Genomic DNA, 25,213 nt, shown 5'->3' with positions numbered 1-25,213 from the left:
GGCCGAGGAACGCCTCGGGCCGCTGGTGGACCGGGTCTTTGCGCAGGCTGAGCCGGGCGACGCCGCGCCTGGTGCCGGTGCTGGTGCTGGTGCTGGTGCTGCTGCTGGTGCTGGTGCTGGTGCTGGTGCTGGTGCTGGTGCTGGTGCTGGCGTTGGTGCTGGTGCTGACGTTGGTGCTGGCGCTGGTGCTGGTGCTGGCGCCGGGGGCGGTGCTGGTGCGAAGGCCGCCGCCAAAGCCGGGGACAGGGCCGGAGCCGGTTCAAGGGCAGGAGCCGATATCGATGCTTCGGGCGCGGTTGCCGACCCCGCCGCGCTGCTGGCCGGCATCGCCGAACGGCTGATCCGCGCGGCGGTGGCCACGCCATGGTTTCCGGCCCTCTGGGTGCGCGAGATCGTCACCGGCGAGGGCCAGCTGCGCGAACGCGTGATGCAGCGCTTCGGGCTGCAGCGCCTGGGCGTCGTGGTCGCCGCGCTGAGCGAGGCGCGCGAGCGCGGCCGGATCGACGCCGCGCTGGCCCCGCCGCTGCTGATGGTCTCGGTGATCGGCCTGGCGCTGCTGCCGCTGGCCACCGGCCATATCTGGCGGCGCCTGCCGGGGGCCGACGCCGTCGATGTCGACGCCATGGTCGCGCATGCGCGCGCGCTGCTGACGCATGGCATCCGTCCCGCGGAACGTGCCGTCCCCTCTGCCGTCCCCTCTGCCGTGCCCTCTGCCGTCCCCTCTGCCGTGCCCTCTGCCGTGCCCGGTGCCGCGCCCGATGCCGTGCCCTCTGCCGTCTCCTCTGCCCGCCCTGAGGTGCGGCCCACCGATCGCCGCAAGGGCCGCGCCGCCGATCGCCGCTGACCACCACCGACCCGCACCGCCGCCATGCCCGCCGCCGACCTTCCGCAGATCGATTGCCACCCACCCGCGTCATCGCCTCCGGCAGGTCGACGGAGCGCATGGTTACGGATTGGGGCGCTGGCGGCGCTGGCTCGGGCCTGGGCGCTGGCGGCGCTGGCCCGGGCCTGGGCGCCGAACCCGGCGGGGGCCGGCGCGCTGGCGGCGGCGCTGGTCCTGTCCGGCTGCGGCGACGCGCCCCCCGCCCGCTGGCAAGGCTATGTCGAAGGCGAGTTCGTCCACCTGGCCTCCCCCTTCCCCGGCCGGCTGGAGCGCCTGAGCGTCGAGCGCGGCCAGCAGGTCGCCGCCGGCGCGCCGCTGTTCGCGCTGGAGACCGAGGAAGAATCGACCGCCCGCGCACAGGCGGTCGCGCAGCTCGAAGCCGCGCAAGCGGAGCTCGCCGATCTGCAGACGGGCCGGCGCCCCCCGGAAATCGACGCCGTCCGCGCGCAACTGGCGCAGGCCGAGGCCGCCGCGCAGCGCAGCGCCGCCGCGCTGGCGCGCGACGAGGCGCAGTTGCGCATCGGCGCGATCCCGCAGGCCCAGCTCGAACAGAGCCGCGCCACCGCCCAGGCCGACGCCGCTCGGGTGCGCGAGCTGCGCAGCGATCTGGCGGTGGCCCGACTGCCCGGACGCGAAGCGCGCCGCGGCGCGCAACAGGCCCAGGTCGAAGCCGCGCGCGCCGCGCTGGCGCAGGCGGACTGGCGGCTCTCGCGCAAGGCCATCGCCGCGCCCGCGGGCAGCCTGGTCTACGACACGCTCTACCGGCAGGGCGAATGGGTGCCGGCCGGCAGCCCGGTGGTGCGGCTGCTGCCGCCGGGCAACGTCAAGGTCCGCTTCTTCGTGCCCGAAGCGGCGGTCGGCACGCTGCGGGCCGGACAAACCGTACGGCTGACCTGCGACGGCTGCGGCGCCGCGATCCCGGCCACGATCCGCTACGTCTCCAGCCAGGCCGAATACACGCCGCCGGTGATCTACAGCAACGAGACGCGGCGCAAGCTGGTCTTCCTGGTCGAGGCGCGTCCGGCGCCGGCCGACGCGGTGCGGCTGCACCCGGGCCAGCCGGTGGAGGTCGAGCCGGCTGCGGCGGCAACGAACGAATCGGCCCCAACGGCCCCCGCAAGTGGAGCGCGGCCATGAACGGCAGCGCGCCAGCCGACACCCCGACGATGGAGCGCGATGCCCCCGAACTGGCGATCGACGTGCACGACCTGGGCAAGCGCTTCGGCGACAAGCAGGTGGTCGACGGCCTGACGCTGCAGGTGCGCCGCGGCGAGATCTTCGGCTTCCTCGGCCCCAACGGCAGCGGCAAGACCACGTCGATCCGCATGATGTGCGGGCTGCTGACGCCCGACGCCGGCCACGGCACCTGCCTGGGCTTCGACATCCTGCGCGACAGCGCGCAGATCAAGCGCCGCGTCGGCTATATGACGCAGAAGTTCTCGTACTGGGAAGACCTGTCGATCCGCGAGAATCTCGACTTCGTCGCGCGCGTCTACGGCGTGCCCGATCGCAAGGCGGCGGTCGAGCGCGCGCTCGACGGACTGGGGCTGGCCAGCCGCGCGCGCCAGCTCGCCGGCGCGCTGTCGGGCGGCTGGAAGCAGCGGCTGGCGCTGGCCGCCTGCCTGCTGCACGAACCGGAGCTGCTGCTGCTCGACGAGCCCACCGCCGGCGTCGATCCGAAGGCGCGGCGCGATTTCTGGGAGCAACTGCATCGGCTCGCCGCGCGCGGCATCTCGGTGCTGGTCAGCACGCACTACATGGACGAGGCCGAGCGCTGCCACAAGCTCGCCTATATCGCCTACGGCAAGTTGCTGGCGCAGGGCACCGCCGAGCAGGTGGTGGCGGCGCAGGGCCTGTCGACCTTGTCGGTCGAGGGCGGCGACCTGAACGCGCTGTCGCGCCAGCTCGCCGACGAAGCGGCGGTCGAGCAGACCGTGGTGTTCGGCAACGCGCTGCATGTGACCGGCCGCGACGCCGCCGCGCTGGAAGCCACGCTGCGGCGGCTGGCCGGCGAGGGCCGGCACCGGATCGCACCGGTGGACACCAGCCTGGAGGACGTGTTCATCCACATGATGAACCGGGCGGACGACAACATGCGGGCCGACAACAGTGCGCGCGCGGACCGGCGGGCCGCCGGGCATGCACGGAGGGCCGGACCGTGAGGCGCGATGCGCGAGGCCATGCGAGAGGAGATGCGGGAGGCGATATGAGAGCCGGCGGGCACGCCGGCGAAGCGCCCCTCGGCTTCTCGCTGCGGCGCTGGTGGAGCATCGTGCTGAAGGAATTCCTGCAGCTGCGCCGCGACCGCGTGACGTTCGGCATGATCGTCGGGCTGCCGGTGCTGCAGCTGCTGCTGTTCGGCTTCGCCATCAATACCGATCCGCGCCAGTTGCCCACCGGCGTGATCGCCGCCGACCACAGCGAATTCACGCGCTCGCTCGTGGCCAGCATGCAGGCTTCGCGCTATTTCCGCGTAATCGGCACGCTGCCGGACGAGGCCGCGGGACGCGAGGCGCTGATGCGCGGCGAGCTGCAGTTCGTCGTCACCATCCCGCCCGATTTCACGCGCCGGCTGCTGCGCGGCGAACGGCCCGCGGTGCTGGTCGAGGCCGACGCCACCGATCCTTCGGCGACCGGCGCCGCGCTGGCCGCGCTGGCGCAGATGCCGGTCGCGGTCGCCGACAAGGACCTGAAGGGCCCACTGGCGCCGCTCGCCGGCGGCAAGCCGGCCTTCGACGTGCAGGTGCACCGGCTCTACAACCCCGAGGGCCTGACCCAGTACAACATCGTGCCGGGCCTGATGGGCGTGATCCTGTCGATGACGATGGTGATGATGACCGGGCTGGCGATGACGCGCGAACGCGAGCGCGGCACGATGGAGAACCTGCTCGCCACGCCGGTGCGCCCGCTCGAGGTGATGAGCGGCAAGATCGTGCCCTATGTCTTCATCGGGCTGATCCAGAGCACCATCATCCTGCTGGCGGCGCGCTGGGTCTTCGGCGTGCCCTTCGTCGGCTCGGTGGTCGCGGTCTATCTGGCCGCGCTGCTGTTCATCGCCGCCAACCTGACGGTCGGCATCACGCTGTCATCGCTGGCGCAGAACCAGCTGCAGGCGATGCAGCTGACCTTCTTCTACTTCCTGCCGGGCATCCTGCTGTCGGGCTTCATGTTCCCGTTCCAGGGCATGCCGCAGTGGGCGCAGGCGATCGGCAACCTGCTGCCGATGACGTATTTCCACCGGATGATCCGCGGCATCCTGCTCAAGGGCAGCGGCTGGACAGAGCTCTGGCCCAATGTCTGGCCGTTGCTGCTGTTTACCGCGGTGGTGATGGCGATCGCGGTGCGCTTCTATCGACGGACGCTGGATTGAGGGCGGTGAGATTGTGGTGCCGATGCGACCGTGATGGCCGATGCGACTGCGACTGCCGAAGCGACGGTGAAGACCGATCGGGCTGTGACGATCGACCGATGCGTTCGCCAAACCTCGATGCCAGCAAGGAGATTGCGATGACCCTGTCCGCGTTCCGATGCAAACGGCTGGCACCGCTCGTCGGTGCCGCCACGCTGCTCGCCGGCTGCGCCGTCGGCCCGGACTTCGTCGCACCGCCCGCGCCCGACGACACCCGCTACGGCGCCGGGTCCTCGCCTTCGACGACGACCTCCGCGCCAGTGCGGCACGGTGATGCGCAGCGTCTGCTCGATGGAGCCGACGTGCCGGCGCAGTGGTGGACGCTGTTCGGCAGCGCCGCGCTCGATGGCGCCATCCGCACCGCGCTCGCCAACAGTCCGACGCTGGCGCAGGCGCAGGCCAGCCTCGAGCGCGCGCAGCACGACTACGCGGCGGCGGCGGGCATCGCGCAGTGGCCCGCCATCGACGCGCGCCTCGACGCCGCGCGCCAGCAGGTCAATATCGAGTCGATGGGGATCACGGCGTTCCCCAGTCCCCCGCCCTTCACGCTGTACGGCGCGTCGGTGCGGGTCTCTTACGTGCTGGACCTGTTCGGCGCCCAGCGGCGTGAACTGGAAGGCCTGCGCGCGGCGGTGGATTTCCAGCGCTTCGAGCTCGAGGCCGCGCGGCTGTCGCTGGCGGCCAATGTCGCCACCGCCGCCATCCGCGAGGCCAGCCTGCGCGCGCAGATCGAGGACACCGAGGCGCTGGTCGACGCGCAGCGGCGGCAGCTGGCGATCGTCGAGCAAGGGGTCACGCTCGGCGGGACCGCGAGGGTCGAAGCGGAGCGCCAACGCGGCGAACTGGCGCAGACCGAGACGCTGCTGCCGGGCCTGACGCGGCAGTTGGCGGCGACGCGCCATCAGCTGGCGGTCTATCTGGGATTGCCGCCGGCAGCGGCGGCGGAGCCGGTGAGCGAACTCGCGGGCGAACCGGCGCACAAGGCGGCGAGCGCTCCGACCAGTGGACCGGCGAGCGAACGCGCGCGCCAACCGTCGAGCGAGCGGTCGAACAAAGCGGCGAGCGCCCCGACGGGCGGACCGGCGGCCGAACCTGGGGCGGACAGCGAGGCGGGACAGGCCGCTTCCAACGCGCCGGCCACCGCCGTGCCGGTATTCCGCCTTGCCGAACTGCGGCTGCCCGACACCTTGCCGGTCAGCCTGCCCTCGACGCTGGCGCGCCGGCGTCCCGATATCCGCGCGGCCGAGGCGCTGCTGCACCGGGCCAGCGCCGATATCGGCGTCGCCACCGCCAACCTGTATCCGAGCCTGACGCTGTCGGCGAGCGCGGGCACGCAGTCGCGCAGCGGCGGCGACCTGTTCGATCACCTCAATGTATGGAATATCGCCGCGGGACTGGTGCAGCCGGTGTTTCGCGGCGGCGCGCTGCGGGCGCGGCAACGCGCGGCGGAGGCGGCCTATCGCCAGGCGCTGGCGGCGCACCGGCAGGCGGTGCTGCAGGGGCTGCGCGAGGTTGCCGATGCGCTGCAGGCGGTGCACAGCGATGCCGCCACGCTGCGCGCGCGGGCCGAAGCGGCCCGGCGCGCCGCCGCCACGCTTGCCATCGTCACCGAGCAATATCGGCTCGGCGGCGTCAGCCAGCTGGCGCTGATCGACGCGCAACGCCAGCATCGCGAAACCACGCTGGCGCTGACGCGGGCCAGCGCCGATCGGCTGGCCGATTCGGCGGCCCTGCTGCAGGCACTCGGCGGCGGCGGGTGGCAGACCGAGGCCGAGGCCAATGCCGGGGCCCCGCCGCCGCACCGGGCCGCCAACCCCGCGACCACGGCCTCGCGCTGAACCTCCGCGGCGGCTGGTGGCAGGCCGAGGCCGACGGCGCGCCGCGGGAACTCGCCGGCGGCCCCGCGACGACGGCCTCGCACTGAGCCTCGGCGGAGGCTGGTGGCGGGGCGGGACCGGCGGCGCCACGGAACCACGGCCTTGCGCTGAAGCGTCGGCCCGGCGTCCAAGCTCGGCTCCGCCTCAGACCGGCGCGTTCGCCGCCGCGGCCAGCAGCGCGGCGACTTCGTGCTGTCCCGCGGCCTGCGCCAGCGTCAGCGCGGTGTGCCCCTTGGCATTGCGCAGCAGCGCATTGGCGCCGCCCTCGAGCAGCAGCCTGACCACGGCGACGTCGCCGGACCGTGCGGCGAACATCAACGGCGTCGTGCCGTGCTGATCGGCCGCATCGACGCCGGCACCGGCCTGCAGCAGCAGGGCCACTGTGCGCGCCCGCACCGCCGGGGACCGCCCCAGCTCGTCGCTCGCCGCCGCCAGCAGCAACGGCGTGCGCAGCGCCGCATTGCGCTGCTGCAGGCTATCGCCGGCGCCATGCATCAGCAGCATCGCCACCACCTCCGGGTGCAGCGCCGCTGCCGCGTAGCCGAGCGGCGTCCAGCCTTCGGCCTGGCACGCCCGCGGATCGGCGCCCGCGGCCAGCAGCGTCGCGGCCACGTCCGCATGGCCGTAGACCGCGGCGCGCATCAGCGGCGTACGCCGCGCAGCGTCGCGCCCGTCGACCGCGGCGCCATGTTCGAGCAGCAGCGCCACCGCGTCGCGCCGGCCGAAGGACGCCGCGCGCGCCAGCGGCGTCTCGCCGTCGGGAAAGGAGGCCAGGTCTATCAGCCAGGCGCCGTGCGGCTGCGCAGCCGCGATCAGCTCGCGCATTGCCGCCAGATGGCCGCGCCCGGCGGCGATGGCCAGCGCCCCGTGTCCGCGCGGCGACAGCGGCAGCGACAAGGATTCGGCGCGCGCCAGCCACGGCGCCAGTTGCGCCACGTCTCCGCTGCCGGCGGCGTGGGCCAGTTCGCCGGTACCGCTGCGTGCGAGCCAGCCGAGATAGTCCGAGACCAGTTCGCCGATGGTGGCCGACAGCGCGCCGTCGTCTGCCAGCGTGTCCGCCGCCAGCGCCACCGGCGGCTGATGGTCGCCATTGCGGGCCGACAGCGCCAGTTTCGCGGCATGGGTGCCCTGGTACTCCAGCTGGCGCAGCAGCGCGCGTACCAGCTGCGGCGCGGGCGGCCGGACCAGGAAGGCCAGATGCAGCGCGGTATCGCCATTGACGTTGGTCAGCGCCGGATCGGCGCCATGCTGCAGCAGACGTTCGACGGTCTTCAGATCGCCGCCGGCGAGCATCGCCAGGTGCAGCGCGGTATTGCCATCGCGGTCCGGCGCCCGCAGCAGCGCGGGCTGGCCGGCGGCGAGCGTGTCGATCGCCGCGGCGTCGCCGCGCGTGATGGCGGCATGCAGGGCGGCATGCAGGGCGGCGACCTCCGCCCCTTCCACGGTGGGTGCGCCGCCCGCCGCACCGGCAGGTTTGGCGTCGACGAGACTCCTGGTTGTTAGCACCATGCGTGTTCTCCTGGCGTTGGGGATGGGCGCCGCGGAAGGTGGCGGCGCCGGTTGCCAGCCGAGCGCCGGGATGGCGGGCTGGCGGCGTAAGGACGGCGGTGGACTTGCTGGTGGGAGCAGGCGGCTGCCTGTGGAATCGGGTAGCTGCCGGCGGCCGCCGGTGGCGGCTTGTCGTTGCCAGCGGCGGCCGGGGGACTGCGGAGACTGCCGGCGGCGATTCCGGCAGCCGGAGCGGTATGCCGCTCGACCGGACGCGCCCACCGCCGGCGCCGCCATGCTATGGGTGCCGGCTGGCGGAATCTATTGAAAACACCCGGAATCTGTGCAAAGGAGCGCGCCGGGAGAATCGGCGGCAGTCGGTGCGGCGTCCCGCGTCCGGCGGCCATCGGCGGGCCGCCAGGCGGCGTCCGGGTGGCATTCGGACGCGTCCGCGGGACTTTTGCTAAAGTTTACGCCCGACTTTCCACCGCCCCCGGCCTTGGGCGCGGTGCGGCCATCGAAAGGATTCCCCCATGTCTTCCGGCGTCATCCGCATCCGCGGCGCGCGTCAGCACAATCTCAAGCAAGTCGATCTGGACCTGCGCACCGGCGAAATGACGGTGGTCACGGGTCCGTCCGGCTCCGGCAAATCCAGCCTGGTCTTCGACACCCTCTATGCCGAAGGGCAGCGGCGCTATGTCGAGACCTTCAGCGCCTACGCCCGCCAGTTCCTCGATCGCATGGACCGCCCGCAGGTCGAGCGCGTCGAGGGCGTGCCGCCGGCGATCGCGATCGACCAGACCAATCCGGTGCGCAGCTCGCGCTCGACGGTCGGCACCATGACCGAGCTGAACGACCACCTGAAGCTGCTGTTCGCGCGCGCGGCCCAGCTGTTCGACCGCGAGACCGCGCTGCCGGTGCGCCACGACACCCCCGAGACGATCTACGCCGAGCTGCTCGAACGCACCCGCGACGGCGATCCGCGCCTGGCGGTGACCTTCCCCGTCGAGCTGCCGGAGTCCGCGACCGAGGACGAGATCGCGCAATGGCTGTCGGTCAGCGGCTACACCCGCGTGCAGGCGCAGCGCGTGGTGAACTCGCCGACAGGCCCGCGCAAGATGCTCGACGTGGTGGCCGACCGCTTCCGCCTGCAGCGCGCCGACAAGGCGCGCGTGGTCGAGGCGATCGAGTCCTCGCTCAAGCGCGGCGCCGGAAGGGTCAATATCTACGTGCTGCCGGAGGGCGAAGCGGCTTCCGGGGAAGCCGCCGACGCCGAAGCCACCATCTGGCGCTTCTCCACCGGCCTGCACTGTCCTGAAAGCGACCTGCGCTATGCAGACCCGCAGCCGGCGCTGTTCTCGTTCAACTCGGCCTACGGCGCCTGCGAGGCCTGCCGCGGCTTCGGCCGCGTGATCGGCGTCGATCTGGGCCTGGTGATTCCCGACCGGCGCAAGACGCTGCGCGAGGGCGCGATCAAGCCGATGCAGACGCCGGCATGGAAGGAGTGCCAGGACGACCTGATGCGCTACGCCGCGCGCGCCGGCATTCCGCGCGACACGCCGTGGGCCGAACTGACCCAGGCGCAGCGCGACTGGGTCATCGACGGCGATCCCGCCTGGAACGGCAAGTGGAACAGCCAGTGGTACGGCGTGCGCCGCTTCTTCGACTATCTGGAGTCGAAGGCCTACAAGATGCATATCCGCGTGCTGCTGTCGAAGTACCGCAGCTACACGCTGTGCGAGACCTGCGGCGGCGCACGCCTGAAGACCGAGGCGATGCTGTGGCGCCTGGGCTCGCGCGAGAACGCCGATGCCGTGCTCGATCCCGCCCGCCGCGTGATGCCGCGTGGCGTGGCCTGGCGGCGCGACCAGCTCGAGGCGCTGCCCGGCCTGACCGTGCACGACCTGATGCTGCTGCCGATCGAGCGCATCCGCCGCTTCTTCGACACGCTGACGCTGCCGAGCGCGCTGCTCGACGACGCGCTGAAGCTGCTGCTGACCGAAGTCCGCACGCGCCTGAAGTACCTGTGCGACGTCGGCATCGGCTACCTGACGCTGGACCGCCAGAGCCGCACGCTGTCCGGCGGCGAGGTGCAGCGGATCAACCTGACCACCGCGCTCGGCACCTCGCTGGTCAACACGCTGTTCGTGCTGGACGAGCCCAGCATCGGCCTGCATCCGCGCGACCTGAACCGGATCGTCGAGGCGATGCGGCGGCTGCGCGATGCCGGCAACACGCTGGTGGTGGTCGAGCACGATCCGTCGGTGATGCTGGCCGCCGACCGCCTGATCGACATGGGCCCGGGCCCCGGCGAGCGCGGCGGCGAGATCGTCTACGACGGCACGCCGGCCGAGATCCGCCACGCCGGCACGCTGACCGGCCAGTACCTGAGCGGCCAGCGCCGCGTCGCCGATGCGTCGGACTGGGTCCGCCGGCCGGTCGACGACACCACGCCGCGGCTGGTGCTCGAAGGCGCCAGCGAGCACAACCTGCAGGACGTCACCGTGTCGATCCCGCTGCAGCGCCTGGTCTGCGTGACCGGCGTGTCGGGCTCGGGCAAGTCGACGCTGATCCAGGACGTGCTGCACCCCGCGCTGGCCCGCCATTTCGGCCGCGCCACCGAAAGCCCCGGCGCGCATCGCGCACTGGTCGGCGCCGAGCAGATCGGCGATGCGGTGTTCGTCGACCAGTCGCCGATCGGCAAGACCGCGCGCTCCAATCCGGCCAGCTATGTGGGCGCCTTCGACGAGATCCGCAAGCTGTTCGCCAAGGCACCGCTGGCCAGGCAGCGCGGCTATACCGCCGGCACCTTCAGCTTCAACTCGGGCGACGGACGCTGCCCGACCTGCGGCGGCTCGGGCTTCGAGCACGTCGAGATGCAGTTCCTGTCCGACGTCTACCTGCGCTGCCCGGACTGCGACGGCACGCGCTATCGCGCCGAAATCCTCGAGGTCAGGATCGAGCGCGGCGGCCGCGCGCTGGGCATCGCCGACGTGCTGGAGCTGACCGTCAGCGAGGCGGTGGCGCTGTTCGCCGCCGACGCCGAGGTGCTGCGCGTGCTGCAGCCGATCGTCGACGTCGGCCTCGAATACGTGAAGCTGGGCCAGCCGGTGCCGACACTGTCGGGCGGCGAGGCGCAGCGCCTGAAGCTGGCCGGCTTCCTGGCCGAGACCGCGCAGGCCGCGCGCAAGCGGGTCGCGCCGGACGCCAGCGAAGGGCGGCTCTTCATGTTCGACGAGCCGACCACCGGCCTGCACTTCGACGACATCGCCAAGCTGATGCGCGCCTTCGGCAAGCTGCTGGACGGCGGCCATTCGCTGATCGTGATCGAGCACAACCTCGACGTGATCCGCGCCGCCGACTGGCTGATCGATCTCGGCCCCGAAGGCGGCGACGCCGGCGGGCAGCTGGTCTGCGCGGGCACGCCGGACGACGTCAAGCGGTGCGCGGCTTCGCATACCGGCGCGGCGCTGGTGCAGTACGAGAACCAGATCGGGCGCAGCGACGCGCAGGCCGAGCACGACGCGCTGCGGCTGCAGTCGGCGCACGGCTCGCCGGCGGCCCGCCGCGCGCGGCGCGCGCTGGCCGAAATCCAGGGCGAGAACGTGGTGCGCATCGTCAACGCGCACGAGCACAACCTGAAGTCGCTGAACGTCGATATCCCGCACAACAAGTTCAACGTGGTGACCGGCGTGTCGGGCTCGGGCAAGTCGACGCTGGCCTTCGACATCCTGTTCCACGAGGGCCAGCGGCGCTATCTCGAATCGCTGAACGCCTACGCGCGCTCGATCGTGCAGCCCGCGGGCCGGCCCGAGGTCGACGCGGTGTTCGGCATTCCGCCGACCGTGGCGATCGAGCAGCGCCTGTCGCGCGGCGGCCGCAAGAGCACGGTGGCGACCACCTCCGAGGTCTGGCACTTCCTGCGGCTGCTGTACGTGAAGCTCGGCTTGCAGCACTGCGTGCACGACGGCACGCCGGTCAGCGCGCAGAGCCCCGAATCGATCGTCGCGCAGCTGCTGCGGGAATACCGCGGCCAGCACGTCGGCCTGCTGGCGCCGCTGGTGGTCAACCGCAAGGGCGTCTATACCGATCTCGCCAAATGGGCCAAGGCGCGCGGCCATACGCACCTGCGCGTCGACGGTGCCTTCCTGCCGGTCGATCCGTGGCCGCGGCTGGACCGCTTCCGCGAACACACGATCGAGCTGCCGGTCGGCGACGTGGTGGTCTCTCCCGACAACGAGGCGGCGCTGCGCGCGCTGCTGGAGCAGGCGCTCGAGCACGGCAAGGGCGTGATGCATCTGCTGGCGCCGCTGGACGGCCTGCGCGAAGCGTTCGGCAACGGCCACAACGGCGATGGCGTCGGCCAGACCAAGGTCTTCTCGACCAAGCGCGCCTGCCCGCAATGCGGCACCAGCTATCCCGAGCTGGACCCGCGCATGTTCTCGTACAACAGCAAGCATGGCTGGTGCGAGAGCTGCGTCGGCACGGGCCTGGCGCTGACGGGCGAGCAGCGCGCCGCCTATGACGACAGCGTGATCGGCGGCGACGAACGCGGCCGCGAGCAGACGCTGCCGTCGGAGGAGCTCGAGCCCGAAGGGGTCGGCCATGCGGCCTGCCCCTCGTGCCACGGCACGCGGCTGAACGCGGCCGCGCGCGCGGTCAGCTTCGCCGGCCGCTCGATCGTCGACATCGCGCAGTGGACCGTGTCGCAGACCCGCGCGTGGATCGAGCAGCTGACGCTGGGCGGCCGCGACGCCGAGATCGCGCGCGACGTGGTCAGCGAGATCCGCAGCCGGCTCGAATTCCTCGAGGAGGTCGGCCTGGGCTACCTGAGCCTGGACCGCGCCGCGCCCAGCCTGTCGGGCGGCGAGGCGCAGCGGATCCGGCTGGCGGCGCAGCTCGGCAGCAATCTGCAGGGCGTCTGCTATGTGCTGGACGAACCGACCATCGGCCTGCATCCGCGCGACAACCGCATCCTGCTCGACGCGCTGCGCAAGCTCGGCGACAAGGGCAACACGCTGGTGGTGGTCGAGCACGACGAGGACACCATCCGCCGCGCCGACCACATCATCGACATCGGCCCCGGCGCCGGCAAGCGCGGCGGCCATGTGGTCGCGCAAGGCGGCGTCGCCGATCTGGCGGCGCAGCCGTCGTCGCTGACCGGGCAGTTCCTGGCCCGGCCGATCGTCCATCCGCTGCAGGCGCGCCGGCCCGTGTCGGTGGCGGCAGCGCGAGGCAAGGCGAGCACTGCCGACGCGGCCGTGCCCGAGCGCTGGCTGACCGTGCACGGCGCCACGCTGCACAACCTGCGCAACGTCACCGCCAGCCTGCCGCTGTCGCGGCTGGTGGCGATCACCGGCGTCAGCGGCTCGGGCAAGTCCACGCTGGCGCGCGATGTGCTGATGACCAACCTGCTCGATGCGGTCGGCCGCTCGGTGCTGTCGTCGCCGGCCACGCGCCGCGCGCGCAAGTCGGCGCAGGCAAGCGAGACGGCGGCGGGCACCGCGGGCGCCAGCAAGGGCGTGAGGAAGCTCGACGTCCAGCATGTCTGGCAGGGCTGCGAGTCGGTGACCGGCTGGGAGGCGATCGACCGCGTGCTCGAGGTCGACCAGACCCCGATCGGCAAGACGCCGCGCTCGTGCCCGGCCACCTACATCGGCGTCTGGGACGCGATCCGGCGGCTCTTCGCCGATACGCTGGAGGCGCGCGCGCGTGGCTATACCGCGTCGCGCTTCTCGTTCAACACCGGCGACGGCCGCTGCCCGGCCTGCGAGGGCCAGGGCGTGCGCACCATCGGCATGAGTTTCCTGCCGGACGTCAAGGTGCTGTGCGACGTCTGCCACGGCCAGCGCTTCAACGCGGAGACGCTGGCGGTGTCCTGGCGCCGCCGCAATATCGGCGAGGTGCTGACGATGGAGATCGACGAGGCGGTGGAGTTCTTTGCCGCGCAGTCGAACATCGCGCATCCGCTGCAGCTGCTCAAGGACGTGGGACTCGGCTACCTGACGCTGGGCCAGCCGTCGCCGACGCTGTCGGGCGGCGAGGCACAGCGGATCAAGCTGGTCACCGAACTGGCCAAGGTGCGCGACGACATCACGCGCCGCGGCCAGAAGCCGCCGCATACGCTGTACGTGCTGGACGAGCCGACCGTGGGCCTGCATATGGCGGACGTCGCCAAGCTGATCCGCGTGCTGCACCGGCTGGTCGACGGCGGCCACAGCGTGGTGGTGATCGAGCACGACCTCGACGTGATCGCCGAAGCCGACTGGGTCATCGACCTCGGTCCGGAAGGCGGCGACGGCGGCGGCACCATCGTCGCGGCGGCACCGCCGGACGTCCTGGCGCGCACGCCGGGCAGCCATACCGGGGCGGCGCTGGTGCCGGTGCTGGCGCGCACCGCGGCGGTCGCGGCCAACGAGGTCGGGCCGAGGGTGGTGCGCGGGGCAGTGGCATAGCCCCGCTCGATCCCCAGACAGCAGAAGAAGCAGAAGAGGCCGCGCGAGCGGCCTCTTCTGCCATGGGCTCTGGCGAAGCACCACCAGCGCGCACATCCTTCCCGCGAAGCCGAACGGGAATCCCAACGTCTTTCCAACGTCGCTGGATCCCCGCGTCCGCGGAGACGGCTGCGTTCTCGCTTACGCCCCCAACGCTCCCGCATCCGGCACCACCAGCGCCACCAGGTCGTTCAGTTCCGTCAGGGCGGTGCGATGCACGACCGCGGCGGGTACCACCTCGCCGTTGACGGGATCGGGCAGATCGCGCGTCGCGCAGGCGGCCGCGACTACCGTGGTGGTGAAGCCCAGATCGAGCGCGGCGCGCGCCGTTGCGCTGACGCACATATGGGTCATGAAGCCCGCCACCACCAGCTGCTTGCGGCCGGTCCTGGCCAGTGCGTCGGCCAGGCCCGTGCCGGCGAACGCGTTCGGCAGGGATTTGGCGATCACCGCCTCGCCCTGCGCAGGCGCCAGTTCGGCAATCAGCTCGACATAGGGCCCCTGCGGATCGAAGATCGCCCCGCCGGGCTTGCCGTGATGCTGGATGTGCACCACCGGTGCGCCCGCCTTGCGGGCGGCGGCCAGCAGGCGCTGGCACTCGGCGACGGCCTCGGCCATGCCGGACAGCGGCAGGCTGCCGTCGACATACTCGCGCTGGTGGTCGATCAGCACCAGGCTGGCTTGCTGCCAGTCGGCCGGCTGGCGGGTCGCGCCGGCGAAATCCATCAGGGTCTTGGCTTGCGGCATGGGGTCTCTTCCTCGTCGAATGCACGACATCGTGCGGTGCCGCCATGATAGGGTTCGGCTTGCCGATTCACCATGCCAAATTCCGACGAGGCACTGTGCAAAAACGAACAGCCGGGACCACCCATTGGGACGATCTGCTGACCCTGGCCGTGCTGGCCCGTTCGGGCAGCTACGCCGCCTGCGCGCGCGAGCTCGGACTGACGCACGCCACCGTGATTCGCCGGCTGCGGCGGCTGGAGACGGCGCTGGGCGCATCGGTGGCCGAATCGATGCAGGGCCGGATCGAACTGTCGCCAGCCGGGCGCATCGCGCTGGCCGCCGCCGAGCAGATGGAGCGGCATGCCGCGCGCATCGGCCGCGAACTCGAAGCGCGCCGCGCCAGTCCCGGCAGCGTTTCGGGCACCGTCAAGCTGACCGCCACCGAGGGCGTGGCGACGCTGTTCATCGCGGAGCGGCTGCCGGCGCTGCGCGAGCGCCATCCCGGGCTGACGGTGGAACTGATCGTCGAGGCGCGCCGCGCCAGCCTGGCACGCCGCGAGGCGCATCTGGCCATCCGGCTCAATCGCCCGGTCGAGGAGCAGGTGGTAGCGCGCCGCGTCGGCACGATCCACTACGGCGTCTACGGCAACGCGGCCATGCGCCGCCGCTACGCCGACGAGGGCCTGGCCGCGCTCCCGTTCTGCCAGCTCACGCTGTCGCTTGCCCCCGGCGTGGCGCTGCCCGAGATTCGCTGGGTCGACCGGCAGATCGCGCGCGACGCCATCGTGCTGTCGAGCAACAGCGTCGACACGCTGCTGATGGCCGCCGCGGCCGGCACCGGGGCCGCGCTGCTGCCGCACTTTGCCGCGCGGACGCAGCCATCGCTGCATCGGCTGCAGGACTGCCCCGACGTAAGGCGCGAGGTCTGGCTGGCCTATCCGTCCGAATACCGGCGCCAGCCGCGCTTTCGCGCCGTCGCCGACTGGCTCGCCGAGTGCTTCGCGGAGATGCCATAGGGGGCCATTGGGGGGGCCATTGGGGGGGGGCCATTGGCGGGTCATTGGGGGCCCATGGGGCCATGGGGGCCATGGGGCCACAGGCAGCCATACGGGGCCATAGGGAGCCATAGGTCAGCCCCAGCACGCCAGCCGCTACGGTGTCTGCCGCTGCACCGGCGCCCCGATGCCGGCGTCCGTCACGGGCGCGATCACCAGATAGCGCCGCGCCTCCTGGCGCTCGCCGCCGCCGGCGACCACCTGCCGGATCGGTCCGACCGTATTGACGATCGCCGATCCCGCCGGATTCGCCATGAAGCGCGCCAGCGGCTCGATGCGGCCGCCGCCGTCGGCCCGCTCCGCCAGGCCCAGCACATAGGCCTGCTTCGGCTGCAGTCCGGTGACCGAGGCCTGCAGCACCTGCACCAGCCCCTGATCGAACAGCGCGACGCTGGTCGGCGCCTGCTGGGAAGGTGGTTGTTGCGCAAGCGGCTGTCCGCCGGCAGCGACCGGCACCAGCGACAGTTGCGTGGCCCGGGCGATCGTTCCCGCAGGCTGCAGGTTCTGCCGCCCATCTCCCTGCCTGACCGCGTCCGGCACGTAGACCACCGCCTGCGGCGCCTGACCGACGGGGATCGTCGCGACCACGCGCTGGCTCAGCGTGTCGATCGCCGCCAGCGCGTCCTCGTTCTCCAGCCCGACATAGATGCGGCTGCCGTCGCCCGACGGCCACAGGCCGTGCGGCAGCTTGCCGACCGGAATGGTGGCGACCGCCGCGAAGTCGTCGGTGCGGAACACCGTGACCTCGTTGGTCCCGCCCACCGTCACGTAGGCGAACTGGCCGTTGCGGTTGCGGACGAAATTGACGTGGTTGGTGATCGGCCCGGTATCGATGGTGCGGATTGGTGCGAACGGCGGACGCGCATCGAACACCTGCACCTTGCCGATGTCCTTCAGCGTGAACCAGACCTGCTTGCCGTCGGGCGTCGCCGCGATGTTCGGGCAGAAGGCGCTGGCCTGCTCGATGGTGGCGATCACCTTGTGCTCGGCCACCGAGACCACGCTGGTGCGCGGCTGGAACGACGAGCAGACATAGCCGTACTTGCCGTCCGGCGAGAAGATCTGCATGCCGGGACCCGCAGGCACCGTGATGCGCGTCTTCTCCCGATAGGTGGCCGCGTCGATCACGGCAACATAGTCCTCGCCGCGCACGGTGACCCAGACCTCCTTGCCGTCCGGCGTGTAGAACGCCTCGTGCGGCGAGCGGCCGAGATACGTCACGTGCCTGACCGCATTGGTCTGCGTGTCGATGAAGGACACCGAGTTCGAGCCGATCGACACCACCGCCAGCGTGCGGCCGTCCGGCGAGAAGCCGAGGCCATGCACAAGCAATTGCCCCTTGTACAAGGGGCTGAAGTTCGCCGGCGTCGGCTCGCCCAGCCGGATCATGCCGAGCACCTCGTTGGAGGCGGGGTCGGTGACGGACACCGTGTTGGAGAACTGCTCCGCGGCATAGATGCGGTCGCGATGGCTGATGGGCCGATCCGGATCGGTGGCGGCGCGGGGCGGCTGCCCGGCCTGCGTGGCGGCCGGCAAGGCCAGCGCCAGGGCCGCGATGGCGGCGACGACGGCGGCGGTCGGGGTGGGCTTCATCGTGGCTCCTTGTGCGAATGGTGGACGGTGCGGTGGCGGTGGCCGCCGCCGGCGGCCGCGGCGGGATCGGAGGACATATCGGCCGGCGTTGTGGCCGACGTTGTGACCGACCTGGTGGCCGACGTAGTGGGGGACGTCGTGGCCGCCGTAGTGGCCGACGTATCGGCGGATGTATCGGCGGATGTATCGGCACCGGGCGGCGCCAGCCCGATCGCCAGATACATCGCCGCAATCTCCTGCTGCTGCGTGGCGATGATTTCCTGCGCCAGCCGGCGCAGTTGCGGATTGCGCCCGTACCGCAGCTGCGCCATCGCCATCTCGATCGCGCCGCGGTGGTGCGGCACCATCATGTGGACGAAGTCGCGGTCGACGTCGCCGCTCGGCGTGATCGCCATCTCGTTCATCATCCGCTCCATCGCACGGTCGTTCTCGGCGAGGAAGGCGGCGTGGTTGGCGGCTTCGGTGGAGGCCGCACCCGTGGCCGCCGAGGGCTCGGCCCCGGCTGCCGGCGCAACGAATATCGCCAGCGCCCCGACCAGGGTCACGGACATGGCCACGGACATGGCCACGGGTATGACCAACGGCATGGCAAACGGCATGGCGGACGCCACCCGCGCGGCGCCGCGGTCGCGGCCGCGCCATCGAAAACAGACTGGCATGCTGCACTCCTCGAGGTCCGTACCCACAGGTGAACAGCGCTCCCGCCCCGCTTATTCCCGCCGAGCGGCAAAAAAATCCGGACGGTGGCCGGCATTGGCCGGAATAAAATCGCCCCGATGGTGTTCACGCTGCAAGGGCACAGCGCAGGGGAAACCCGGCGCGGCCCGCCGACCGACAAAGGAACAGCGATGGGGGTTCGTGAAGAACTGATCGACCACGTGCCGCGGCTGCGCCGCTATGCGCGCGCGCTGGTCCACAACCGCGAGCTGGCCGACGACCTGGTGCAGGACACGCTCGAGCGCGCGCTGCGCCATGCGCGGCAATACCACGACGGCACCGATCTGCGGGCCTGGCTATTCACGATCATGCATAACGCCTTCGTCAACCAGATGCGCGGCGCCGGCATGCGCGCGACGCATGTGCCGATGGACGACGACACGCTGTCCGACGGCCTGTCCGGCGCGGAGTGGCACAGCAAGGCGGCCAATCCGGCGGGCTCGCTGGAAGTGCGCGACCTCGATTACGCGCTGCAGCGGCTGCCGGCCGAACAGCGCGAGGTGGTGCTGCTGGTCGGCCTCGAATCGATGAGCTATGCCGAGGTCGCGCTGGCGCTCGGCATCCCGGTCGGCACCGTGATGTCCCGGCTGTCGCGCGGGCGCGAGCGCCTGCGCAGCCTGATGGCCGGTGTCAAACCCAAAGCCCGACTGAGGGTGGTGCGATGAGCAACGAAGCATTCGCGATCAGCGAGGAAGAGATCCACGCCTACGTCGACGGCATGCTGCCCGACGCGCGGCGCGCCGAAATCGAGCAGCGGCTCGAGCACGACCCCCAGCTCGCCCAGCGGATCAGCCAGTACTACGCGCTGAACCACATGCTGCACGCGCGCTACGACCGCGTGCTGAACGAACCGCTGCCGTCGCGGCTGCGCGACCCCGGCCGGCGCGGCGCATGGCTGCGCCGGCTGGACTGGAAGCTGCTGGGCGGCATGGCCGCGGCGCTGGTGGTGGGCATCGGCATCGGCGCCAATGCCGATGCGTGGCGCCGCGCGGTGCCGTCCTTCGGCGGCGAGCTGGCCCGGCGCGCGCCGACGGGGCTCGATACCGGCGAATCGTTCGCGCGCCAATCGGCGATCGCCCACGTGATCTATGCCCCCGAGGTACGCCGGCCGGTGGAGGTCGGCGCGGACCGCGAGCAGGAGCTGGTCAAATGGGTATCGAACCGGCTGGGGGCCGATGTCCGCCCGCCGATCCTGACGCGCACCGGCTTCTCGCTGATGGGCGGACGCCTGCTGCCGAGCAACCACGGCCCGGTCGCGCAGTTCATGTACCACGACGCCAACGGCGAGCGCATCACGCTGTGCATCTCGCACCGCGACCTCGCCGCCGACGTGACCGCGTTCCGGCTGTATCAGGACGGTCCGGTCAATGTCTTCTACTGGATCGACGGCAAGTTCGGCTACGCGGTGTCGGGCGGCATCGACCGCCAGCGGCTGCTCGAGCTGGCGCACGACGTGCACGCGCAGGTCGCCGCGCAGTAGCGCCGCCGGGCGGCGGTGGGCGATGGCGGCGCGGCCTCAGAACGTCTTCGTCAGCGAGGCCCAAGCCGTGCCGCGGCCCATGTAGCGTCCGCTGGCGTTGGTGTAGACGGTCCGGTCCGCGTTGGTGTCGACATAGGCCACGGCCAGCGCGAAGCCGTTGCCCAGGTCCCTGGTCAGGCCGAGCTTCCAGTCGGCATACGAGGCGTCGGCCGCCTGCACCTTCTGGTAGCCGACATGCGTGTTCAGCGTCAGGCCCCAGACCTGCAGCGGCACGTTGGCCGACAGGTCCGCATACCAGCTGTGCCGGCTGTCGGCGAGGCCGAACAGCTTGGTCGGCGCATACGAGACCTTGAGGGACACCGGACCGTAGCCGACGCCGGCATAGGCTTCGGTGGTATGGGGACGGGTGAAGCCGCCCGGGTAAGCACCGGGGTAGTAGTACTGCAGCACGCCGACGTCGTAGCTCCATTTGCCCTCGGTGCCGAAGGTGTTCCTGAAGCCCGCGTAGAAGTCCATCTCGATCGGCGCCGACACCTCGTCGTTGCTGTCGCCCAGCCAGCTGATGCTCGAGTTCCAGTTGCCCAGATAGAAGCCGCTGGCATGGCTGTAGTCGAAGCCGCCCTGGATCGCGGGCCGGCGATCGGTCTGCGTGATGCCGCGATAGCGGTAGTCGGTGGCCAGCGACAGATTAGCCGTCAACGTGTGCGGCGCGGTCTGCGCGGCCGCCGGCATCGCGGACAGCAGCGTGATGGAGAGCAGAGAAGCGGCGGGCAGGGAAGCGGCGAGCAGCGCCGCGGCGGGATGGCGCGGTAGCGTGATTCGGATCATGAGAATCGTGGCGAAGTAGAAGGGACAGTCCCGTTGGGGACCTTCGCCACGATAGGCATCGGCGCGTAAAAACGGTGTCAAGAGTGCGAGGCGCGGCATGCGAACCGCGTAAAGGCGCACGCCGGGCGTTCATGCCCCGGGGTCGCTCACCCCGCGAAGCGATAGCCGATGCCGGTCTCGGTCAGCAGGTGAACGGGCTGCGCGGGATCGCGCTCGAGCTTGTGCCGCAGATGACCCATGTAGACGCGCAGATACTGGCTGCTCTCCGACTGCGACGGCCCCCATACCTCGCGCAGCAGTTCGCGATGGGTCATCACCTTGCCCCGGTGGGCGATCAGCACCGACAGCAGGCGATACTCGATCGGCGTCAGATGTACGGGCTGCCCCGCGCGCGTGATCACGCGACTGGCGAGGTCCACCTGCACGTCGCCGAAGGCGATCAGGTGGGTGCCCTGCGGATTGGTCCTGGCGTGCCGGCGCAGCAGCACGCGCACGCGCGCCACCATCTCGCCCACGCCGAAGGGCTTGGTCAGATAGTCGTCGGCGCCGCCGTCGAGCGCGACGATCTTGTCGGCTTCGTCGCTGCGCGCGGACAGCACCAGGATCGGCACCTGGGTCCAGCTGCGCATCTCGCGGATCAGCTGGACCCCATCGCCGTCGGGCAGGCCGAGATCGAGGATCACCAGATCGGGCTGACGCGTGCCGGCGTCGATCAGCCCTCGTTTCAGCGTCTCGGCCTCATGCACGGTGCAGCCCTCGGCCTCGAGCGTCGCGCGTACGAAGCGGCGGATATGCGGCTCGTCTTCGACCAGCAACACCGTGGGAGAGAATTCGAATGGCATGACGGTAGTGGTTTCCTTGGGATCGACGTGGTGCGGACGTGGTGCGGACGTAGCGAGGACGTGGTGCGGACGTGGGCCGAATGTGTTGCGGATGGCGGTGCGCGGATTCGAACGAACAGTCCGCCGGCTCAAGCGGGCGGCATGTCGGACTCGGCCTCCACCGCCGGCGGGTTGCCGCGCGGCAACGCGACCACGAAGCGGGCGCCGGGCCCGTGCACGGCCCGGCGCGCCGCGGACCGCGCCGGTTCGACCCAGATCCGTCCCCCGTGGGCCTGCACGATCGCCTCGCAGACGGCGAGCCCGAGGCCGACACCGGCCGTGGCCGACTCGCGCTGCCCGCGCGTGAACTTCTCGAAGATCTGCCGCTCGCTGCCGGCCGGCACGCCGGGGCCCTCGTCCTCCACGGCGATGCGGATCTCGCCCTCGCCTCCCACGCTGCCCTTGCCGTCTTCGCTGTCCTCCCCGTCCTCGCGGCCCTCGCTGGCCTTGCCGTCCTCGCCAGCCTCGACGGCCTCGCCAGCCTCGACGGCCTCGGCAGACACGCGGATCGTCGTTCCCGCCGGCGTGTATTTGCCCGCATTCTCCAGCAGATTGCACAGCACGCGCTCGATCAGCACCGCGTCGCACTCGACCAGCGGCACGCGCGACAGGTCGGCCACCTCGACGCGGTGCCGCGACAACGACTCGCGCATCGCGGCCAGGCTCGAGCCGACCAGCTCCTCGACCGACTGCCACGCCCGCGTCATCCGCACGTCGCGGCTTTGCAGCCGCGCCATGTCGAGCAGGTTGACCACCATCGTGCGCATCCGCTGCGCCTGCTCGAGCATCGCGTCGACGGTATCGGCCACCGAAGGCGCCAGCGGCGGGTCGGCACGCCGCAGCGTCTCGGCCATGCCGATCAGGCCGGTCAGCGGCGTGCGCAGATCGTGCGATACGGCGGCCAGCAGCGAACTGCGCAACCGCTCCGACTCCATCGACAGCAGCGCCTGTTGCGCAACCTCGACATAGTGCAGCCGCTCGATGGCGATCGCGATCAGCGTGCAGAAGCCATCCACCTGGCGCCGCAGCGCAGGCTGCGCGAACGCGCGCCACGCGGCCGGCTCCACCGCCAGCACGCCGCGCGTCCGCATCGGCGCCTTCAGCGGCAGATAGAGCACGGTGCTGCCGGGCAGCGTGTGCGTGCCCGTGCCGGCGGGCTGGCCGTGGTCAAACACCCATTGCGCCAGCACGCGGTCGATCGAATCGGTGCGCGCGGCGGTGTCCTGCTGCTCGGCGTCCATCACCGGCGGCAGCAGCTTGCCGTCGGGGGACGTCAGGAAGAACGCCGAATTGGCATCGAACGCCGCCCGCAGGAAGCGGCTGCCGATCGGCACGATCTGCTCCAGCGTCAGCGCCGACGACAGTTCGCGCGCGAGCTCGTACAGCGTGCGCGCATCGGTCTCGCGCCGCACCGCGACCTGCGCCTGCTCGCGCAGCCCCGCGGTCAGCTGGCCGATCACCAGGCCCACCGACAACAGAACCACGAAGGTCAGCAGGTACTGCACGTCGGTGACGGCGAACGACAGCCGCGGCGGCACGAAGAAGAAATCGAACGCGGCCACCGACAGCACCGAGGCCAATGCCGCCGGCCCGCGGCCGTGCCGCAGCGCGACGCCCATCACGGCAGCGAGGAACAGCATCGCGATATTGACCACGTCGAACCACGGCGTGGCCAGCGCCGACAGCGCCGAGGCGCCGGCGCACCAGACCACGGCCCACAGGTAGTCGCCCCGCCCCGCGCCTGCGGTGCCGGCGTCGGGCTGCCCCTCGGCGGCGTCGTGGCCCGGCCGCGGATCGGTGCGCGCGGGGTTGCGAGCGGGGTTGTGAATGGTATCGGCGGCCACGCGGATGATGTCGATCTCGGGACAGCCCCTCGCCAGCGCGTCGGCAAAGCTGCGCCTGCCGAACCAGGCCGCCGGCGCGCCGACCAGCGGCGACAGGCCCAGCGCCAACAGCGAACGCGCGCGATCGGCGAGCGACGCGCCGCCGCGCCGCCAATCGCCCGGCGCGCGCCCGATCACCACCTTGGTCAGGTTGTGGCGCCGCACATAGCCGGCGACCGCCTGCACCATGTCCGCGCCGGCCAGCGTCTCGGTGCGTGCGCCGAGCTGCTCGGCCATCCGCATCGCATCCTCGAGCCGGGCCCTGGCGCGCTCAGAAGGCGGCGCCAGCCGCGGCGTGGCGACCGTCACCACATGCCAGTCGCAATCGAGCTGGCCCGCCAGGCGGCGCGCGCTCCTGACGACCTGCTCGGCATCGTCGCCGCTGCCGATGCAGGCGAGCACCGCCTCGCGCGTGCGCCATACCGGCTGCACCGGTTCGGACTGCCGCCACGCACGCACGTCGTCATCGACACGCTCGGCGGTGCGGCGCAGCGCCAGCTCGCGCAACGCGATCAGGTTGCCCTTGCGGAAGAAATGGCGCGCGGCATGGCGCGCCTGCTCGGGTAAGTAGACCCTGCCCTCCTTCAGCCGGCGCAGCAGCTCGTCGGCCGGCAGGTCCACCAGCACGACCTCGTCGGCGCCGTCGAACACCGCGTCGGGCACCGTTTCCCAGACGCGGATGCCGGTGATGCCGCCCACCGCCTCGTTCAGGCTGTCCAGGTGCTGGACGTTGACGGTGGTCCAGACATCGATGCCGCCCGCGCGCAGCTCCTGGATGTCCTGCCAGCGCTTCGGGTGGCGGCTGCCCGGCGCATTCGAATGCGCGAGCTCGTCCACCAGGATCAGCGCGGGTTGGCGCGCCAGCGCGCCGTCGAGATCGAATTCGTGCAGCACGCGGCCGCGATAGGGCACCTCGCGCATCGGCAGCCGCTCCATGCCGGCCAGCAGCGCCTCGGTCTCGGCGCGGCCGTGGGTCTCGACCACGCCGATCGCCACATCGGCGCCCTCTGCCATCGCCGCCCTCGCCGCGGTCAGCATCGCGAAGGTCTTGCCCACGCCGGCCGAGGCGCCGAAATACACGCGCAGCTTGCCGCGTGCGGCCCGCTCGCCCTCCTGCTGGACCATCTGCAGCAGGGCATCGGGATCGGCGCGCGCACCGGCATCGCGCAATTCGGCTTCGGTCATCGGCAATGCAACCGGGCTGGACTATGGCAGAACAATGGCAGAACAAGGGAGGGCAAGGCGAAGGCCATTCTGCCACGGCCCGCGCGGCACTACTTCGGGCCGAGCGCGTCGAGCGCCAGGTTCAGCCGCAGCACGTTGACGCCGGCAGCGCCCAGCACCGCCAGGGCAGGCCGGTCGGTGTGGGCAGCGATCAGCTGGCGTACCTGCTCCAGCGGCAGGCCGCGGGCGCGGGCAACCCGCGCCGCCTGATACTCGGCCGCTGCCGGGCTGATATGCGGATCGAGGCCGCTGCCCGAGGCGGTGACCAGGTCCACCGGCACCGGGGCCGTGTTGCCGGGGTCTGCCGTGCGCAGCGCCTCGATGCGCGCGCGCGCCGCATCCGCCAGCGCGGGATTGCTCGGGCCGAGGTTCGAGCCGCCCGAGGCCGCCGCGTTGTAGGGCATCGGCGCCGTGGCGGACAGCCGGCCCCAGAAATAGCGCGGCTCGGAAAACGGCTGCCCGATCAGCGCCGAGCCGATCGTCGTGCCGTCCCTGACGATCAGCGAGCCGGCCGCCTGATGGGGAAACAGGCCCTGGGCGAGGCCGGTGACGACGGCCGGGTAAAGCAGGCCCGTCAGCACCGACAGCGCGGCGAAGACGGTCAGCAGCGGGCGCAGCAGGGCCGCCTGCGGTGCGGGGACGGACGCGGGCTGCAGCGATGCGTTGGTGTTCATC

18 protein-coding genes are annotated in these 25,213 nt (G+C 71.5%); 10 read left to right on the top strand and 8 right to left on the bottom strand.

Annotation, left to right across the window (positions count from 1 at the left end; genetic code table 11):
• Positions 1-38 precede the first annotated feature (38 nt).
• The 6 genes from KZ686_RS05950 to KZ686_RS05925 all read left to right on the top strand — a co-directional run bounded on the left by KZ686_RS05950 (position 39) and on the right by KZ686_RS05925 (position 6,130).
• On the top strand, positions 39-341 hold the full coding sequence (locus KZ686_RS05950) for a hypothetical protein (protein ID WP_265633509.1): 303 nt from the start codon (positions 39-41) through the stop codon (positions 339-341).
• Positions 342-352: 11 nt separating this feature from the next.
• The gene (locus tag KZ686_RS05945; RefSeq protein ID WP_265633508.1) at positions 353-844 is read left to right on the top strand and encodes a hypothetical protein; all 492 of its coding nucleotides are present in this window, start codon (positions 353-355) and stop codon (positions 842-844) included.
• A gap of 24 nt (positions 845-868) precedes the next feature.
• Positions 869-2,020: an HlyD family secretion protein gene (locus KZ686_RS05940; RefSeq protein ID WP_265633227.1), complete on the top strand. Its 1,152-nt coding sequence runs from the start codon at positions 869-871 to the stop codon at positions 2,018-2,020.
• Positions 2,017-3,045, top strand: coding sequence for an ABC transporter ATP-binding protein (locus KZ686_RS05935; protein WP_265633226.1), 1,029 nt, complete (start codon positions 2,017-2,019; stop codon positions 3,043-3,045). Before KZ686_RS05940 ends, KZ686_RS05935 begins: the two co-directional genes overlap by 4 nt.
• A gap of 44 nt (positions 3,046-3,089) precedes the next feature.
• A complete protein-coding gene (locus KZ686_RS05930; RefSeq protein ID WP_265633225.1) occupies positions 3,090-4,253 on the top strand; it encodes an ABC transporter permease in 1,164 nt (387 codons plus the stop codon).
• A gap of 137 nt (positions 4,254-4,390) precedes the next feature.
• Positions 4,391-6,130 (top strand): TolC family protein, encoded by a 1,740-nt coding sequence (locus KZ686_RS05925; RefSeq protein WP_265633224.1) that lies wholly within the window; start codon positions 4,391-4,393, stop codon positions 6,128-6,130.
• A gap of 183 nt (positions 6,131-6,313) precedes the next feature.
• Here the strand turns inward: KZ686_RS05925 and KZ686_RS05920 are convergent, their stop codons facing one another.
• On the bottom strand, positions 6,314-7,678 hold the full coding sequence (locus KZ686_RS05920; RefSeq protein WP_265633223.1) for an ankyrin repeat domain-containing protein: 1,365 nt from the start codon (positions 7,676-7,678) through the stop codon (positions 6,314-6,316).
• A 512-nt stretch (positions 7,679-8,190) separates the two neighbouring features.
• Here KZ686_RS05920 and uvrA point away from each other — a divergent pair.
• A complete protein-coding gene (uvrA, locus tag KZ686_RS05915) occupies positions 8,191-14,112 on the top strand; it encodes an excinuclease ABC subunit UvrA (RefSeq protein WP_265633222.1) in 5,922 nt (1,973 codons plus the stop codon).
• Positions 14,113-14,292: 180 nt separating this feature from the next.
• Here uvrA and KZ686_RS05910 read toward each other — a convergent pair whose 3' ends face one another.
• Complete coding sequence (locus KZ686_RS05910) at positions 14,293-14,898, bottom strand: cysteine hydrolase family protein (RefSeq protein WP_226108562.1); 606 nt, start codon at positions 14,896-14,898, stop codon at positions 14,293-14,295.
• A 95-nt stretch (positions 14,899-14,993) separates the two neighbouring features.
• Here KZ686_RS05910 and KZ686_RS05905 point away from each other — a divergent pair, with 95 nt between their 5' ends.
• Positions 14,994-15,893, top strand: a complete 900-nt coding sequence (locus tag KZ686_RS05905) for a LysR family transcriptional regulator (protein WP_265633221.1) — start codon at positions 14,994-14,996, stop codon at positions 15,891-15,893.
• A gap of 135 nt (positions 15,894-16,028) precedes the next feature.
• Here KZ686_RS05905 and KZ686_RS05900 read toward each other — a convergent pair whose 3' ends face one another.
• Together KZ686_RS05900 and KZ686_RS05895 are read right to left on the bottom strand one after the other, a co-directional pair.
• Positions 16,029-17,525 (bottom strand): YncE family protein, encoded by a 1,497-nt coding sequence (locus KZ686_RS05900; protein ID WP_265633220.1) that lies wholly within the window; start codon positions 17,523-17,525, stop codon positions 16,029-16,031.
• Positions 17,522-18,076, bottom strand: a complete 555-nt coding sequence (locus tag KZ686_RS05895; protein WP_265633219.1) for a DUF305 domain-containing protein — start codon at positions 18,074-18,076, stop codon at positions 17,522-17,524. Before KZ686_RS05895 ends, KZ686_RS05900 begins: the two co-directional genes overlap by 4 nt.
• Before the next feature lie 297 nt (positions 18,077-18,373).
• Between KZ686_RS05895 and KZ686_RS05890 the strand changes: the two genes are divergently transcribed.
• Both KZ686_RS05890 and KZ686_RS05885 read left to right on the top strand, forming a co-directional pair.
• A complete protein-coding gene (locus tag KZ686_RS05890) occupies positions 18,374-18,907 on the top strand; it encodes an RNA polymerase sigma factor (RefSeq protein ID WP_265633218.1) in 534 nt (177 codons plus the stop codon).
• Complete coding sequence (locus KZ686_RS05885; protein WP_226108571.1) at positions 18,904-19,722, top strand: anti-sigma factor family protein; 819 nt, start codon at positions 18,904-18,906, stop codon at positions 19,720-19,722. Before KZ686_RS05890 ends, KZ686_RS05885 begins: the two co-directional genes overlap by 4 nt.
• Before the next feature lie 36 nt (positions 19,723-19,758).
• On the opposite strand, the gene KZ686_RS05880 is transcribed toward KZ686_RS05885, so the two are convergent.
• From KZ686_RS05880 to kdpC, 4 genes are all read right to left on the bottom strand, one after another.
• On the bottom strand, positions 19,759-20,550 hold the full coding sequence (locus tag KZ686_RS05880) for a TorF family putative porin (RefSeq protein ID WP_407648516.1): 792 nt from the start codon (positions 20,548-20,550) through the stop codon (positions 19,759-19,761).
• A 146-nt stretch (positions 20,551-20,696) separates the two neighbouring features.
• Positions 20,697-21,392, bottom strand: coding sequence for a two-component system response regulator KdpE (gene kdpE / locus KZ686_RS05875; RefSeq protein WP_265633217.1), 696 nt, complete (start codon positions 21,390-21,392; stop codon positions 20,697-20,699).
• Positions 21,393-21,520: 128 nt separating this feature from the next.
• Positions 21,521-24,499: a sensor histidine kinase gene (locus tag KZ686_RS05870; protein WP_265633216.1), complete on the bottom strand. Its 2,979-nt coding sequence runs from the start codon at positions 24,497-24,499 to the stop codon at positions 21,521-21,523.
• Positions 24,500-24,588: 89 nt separating this feature from the next.
• Complete coding sequence (kdpC, locus tag KZ686_RS05865) at positions 24,589-25,212, bottom strand: potassium-transporting ATPase subunit KdpC (protein ID WP_265633418.1); 624 nt, start codon at positions 25,210-25,212, stop codon at positions 24,589-24,591.
• Position 25,213 lies beyond the last annotated feature (1 nt).

Source organism: Cupriavidus cauae (genome assembly GCF_026210475.1).
GTDB lineage: Bacteria > Pseudomonadota > Gammaproteobacteria > Burkholderiales > Burkholderiaceae > Cupriavidus > Cupriavidus cauae.
This window is presented reverse-complemented; position numbering and strand designations above follow the sequence as displayed.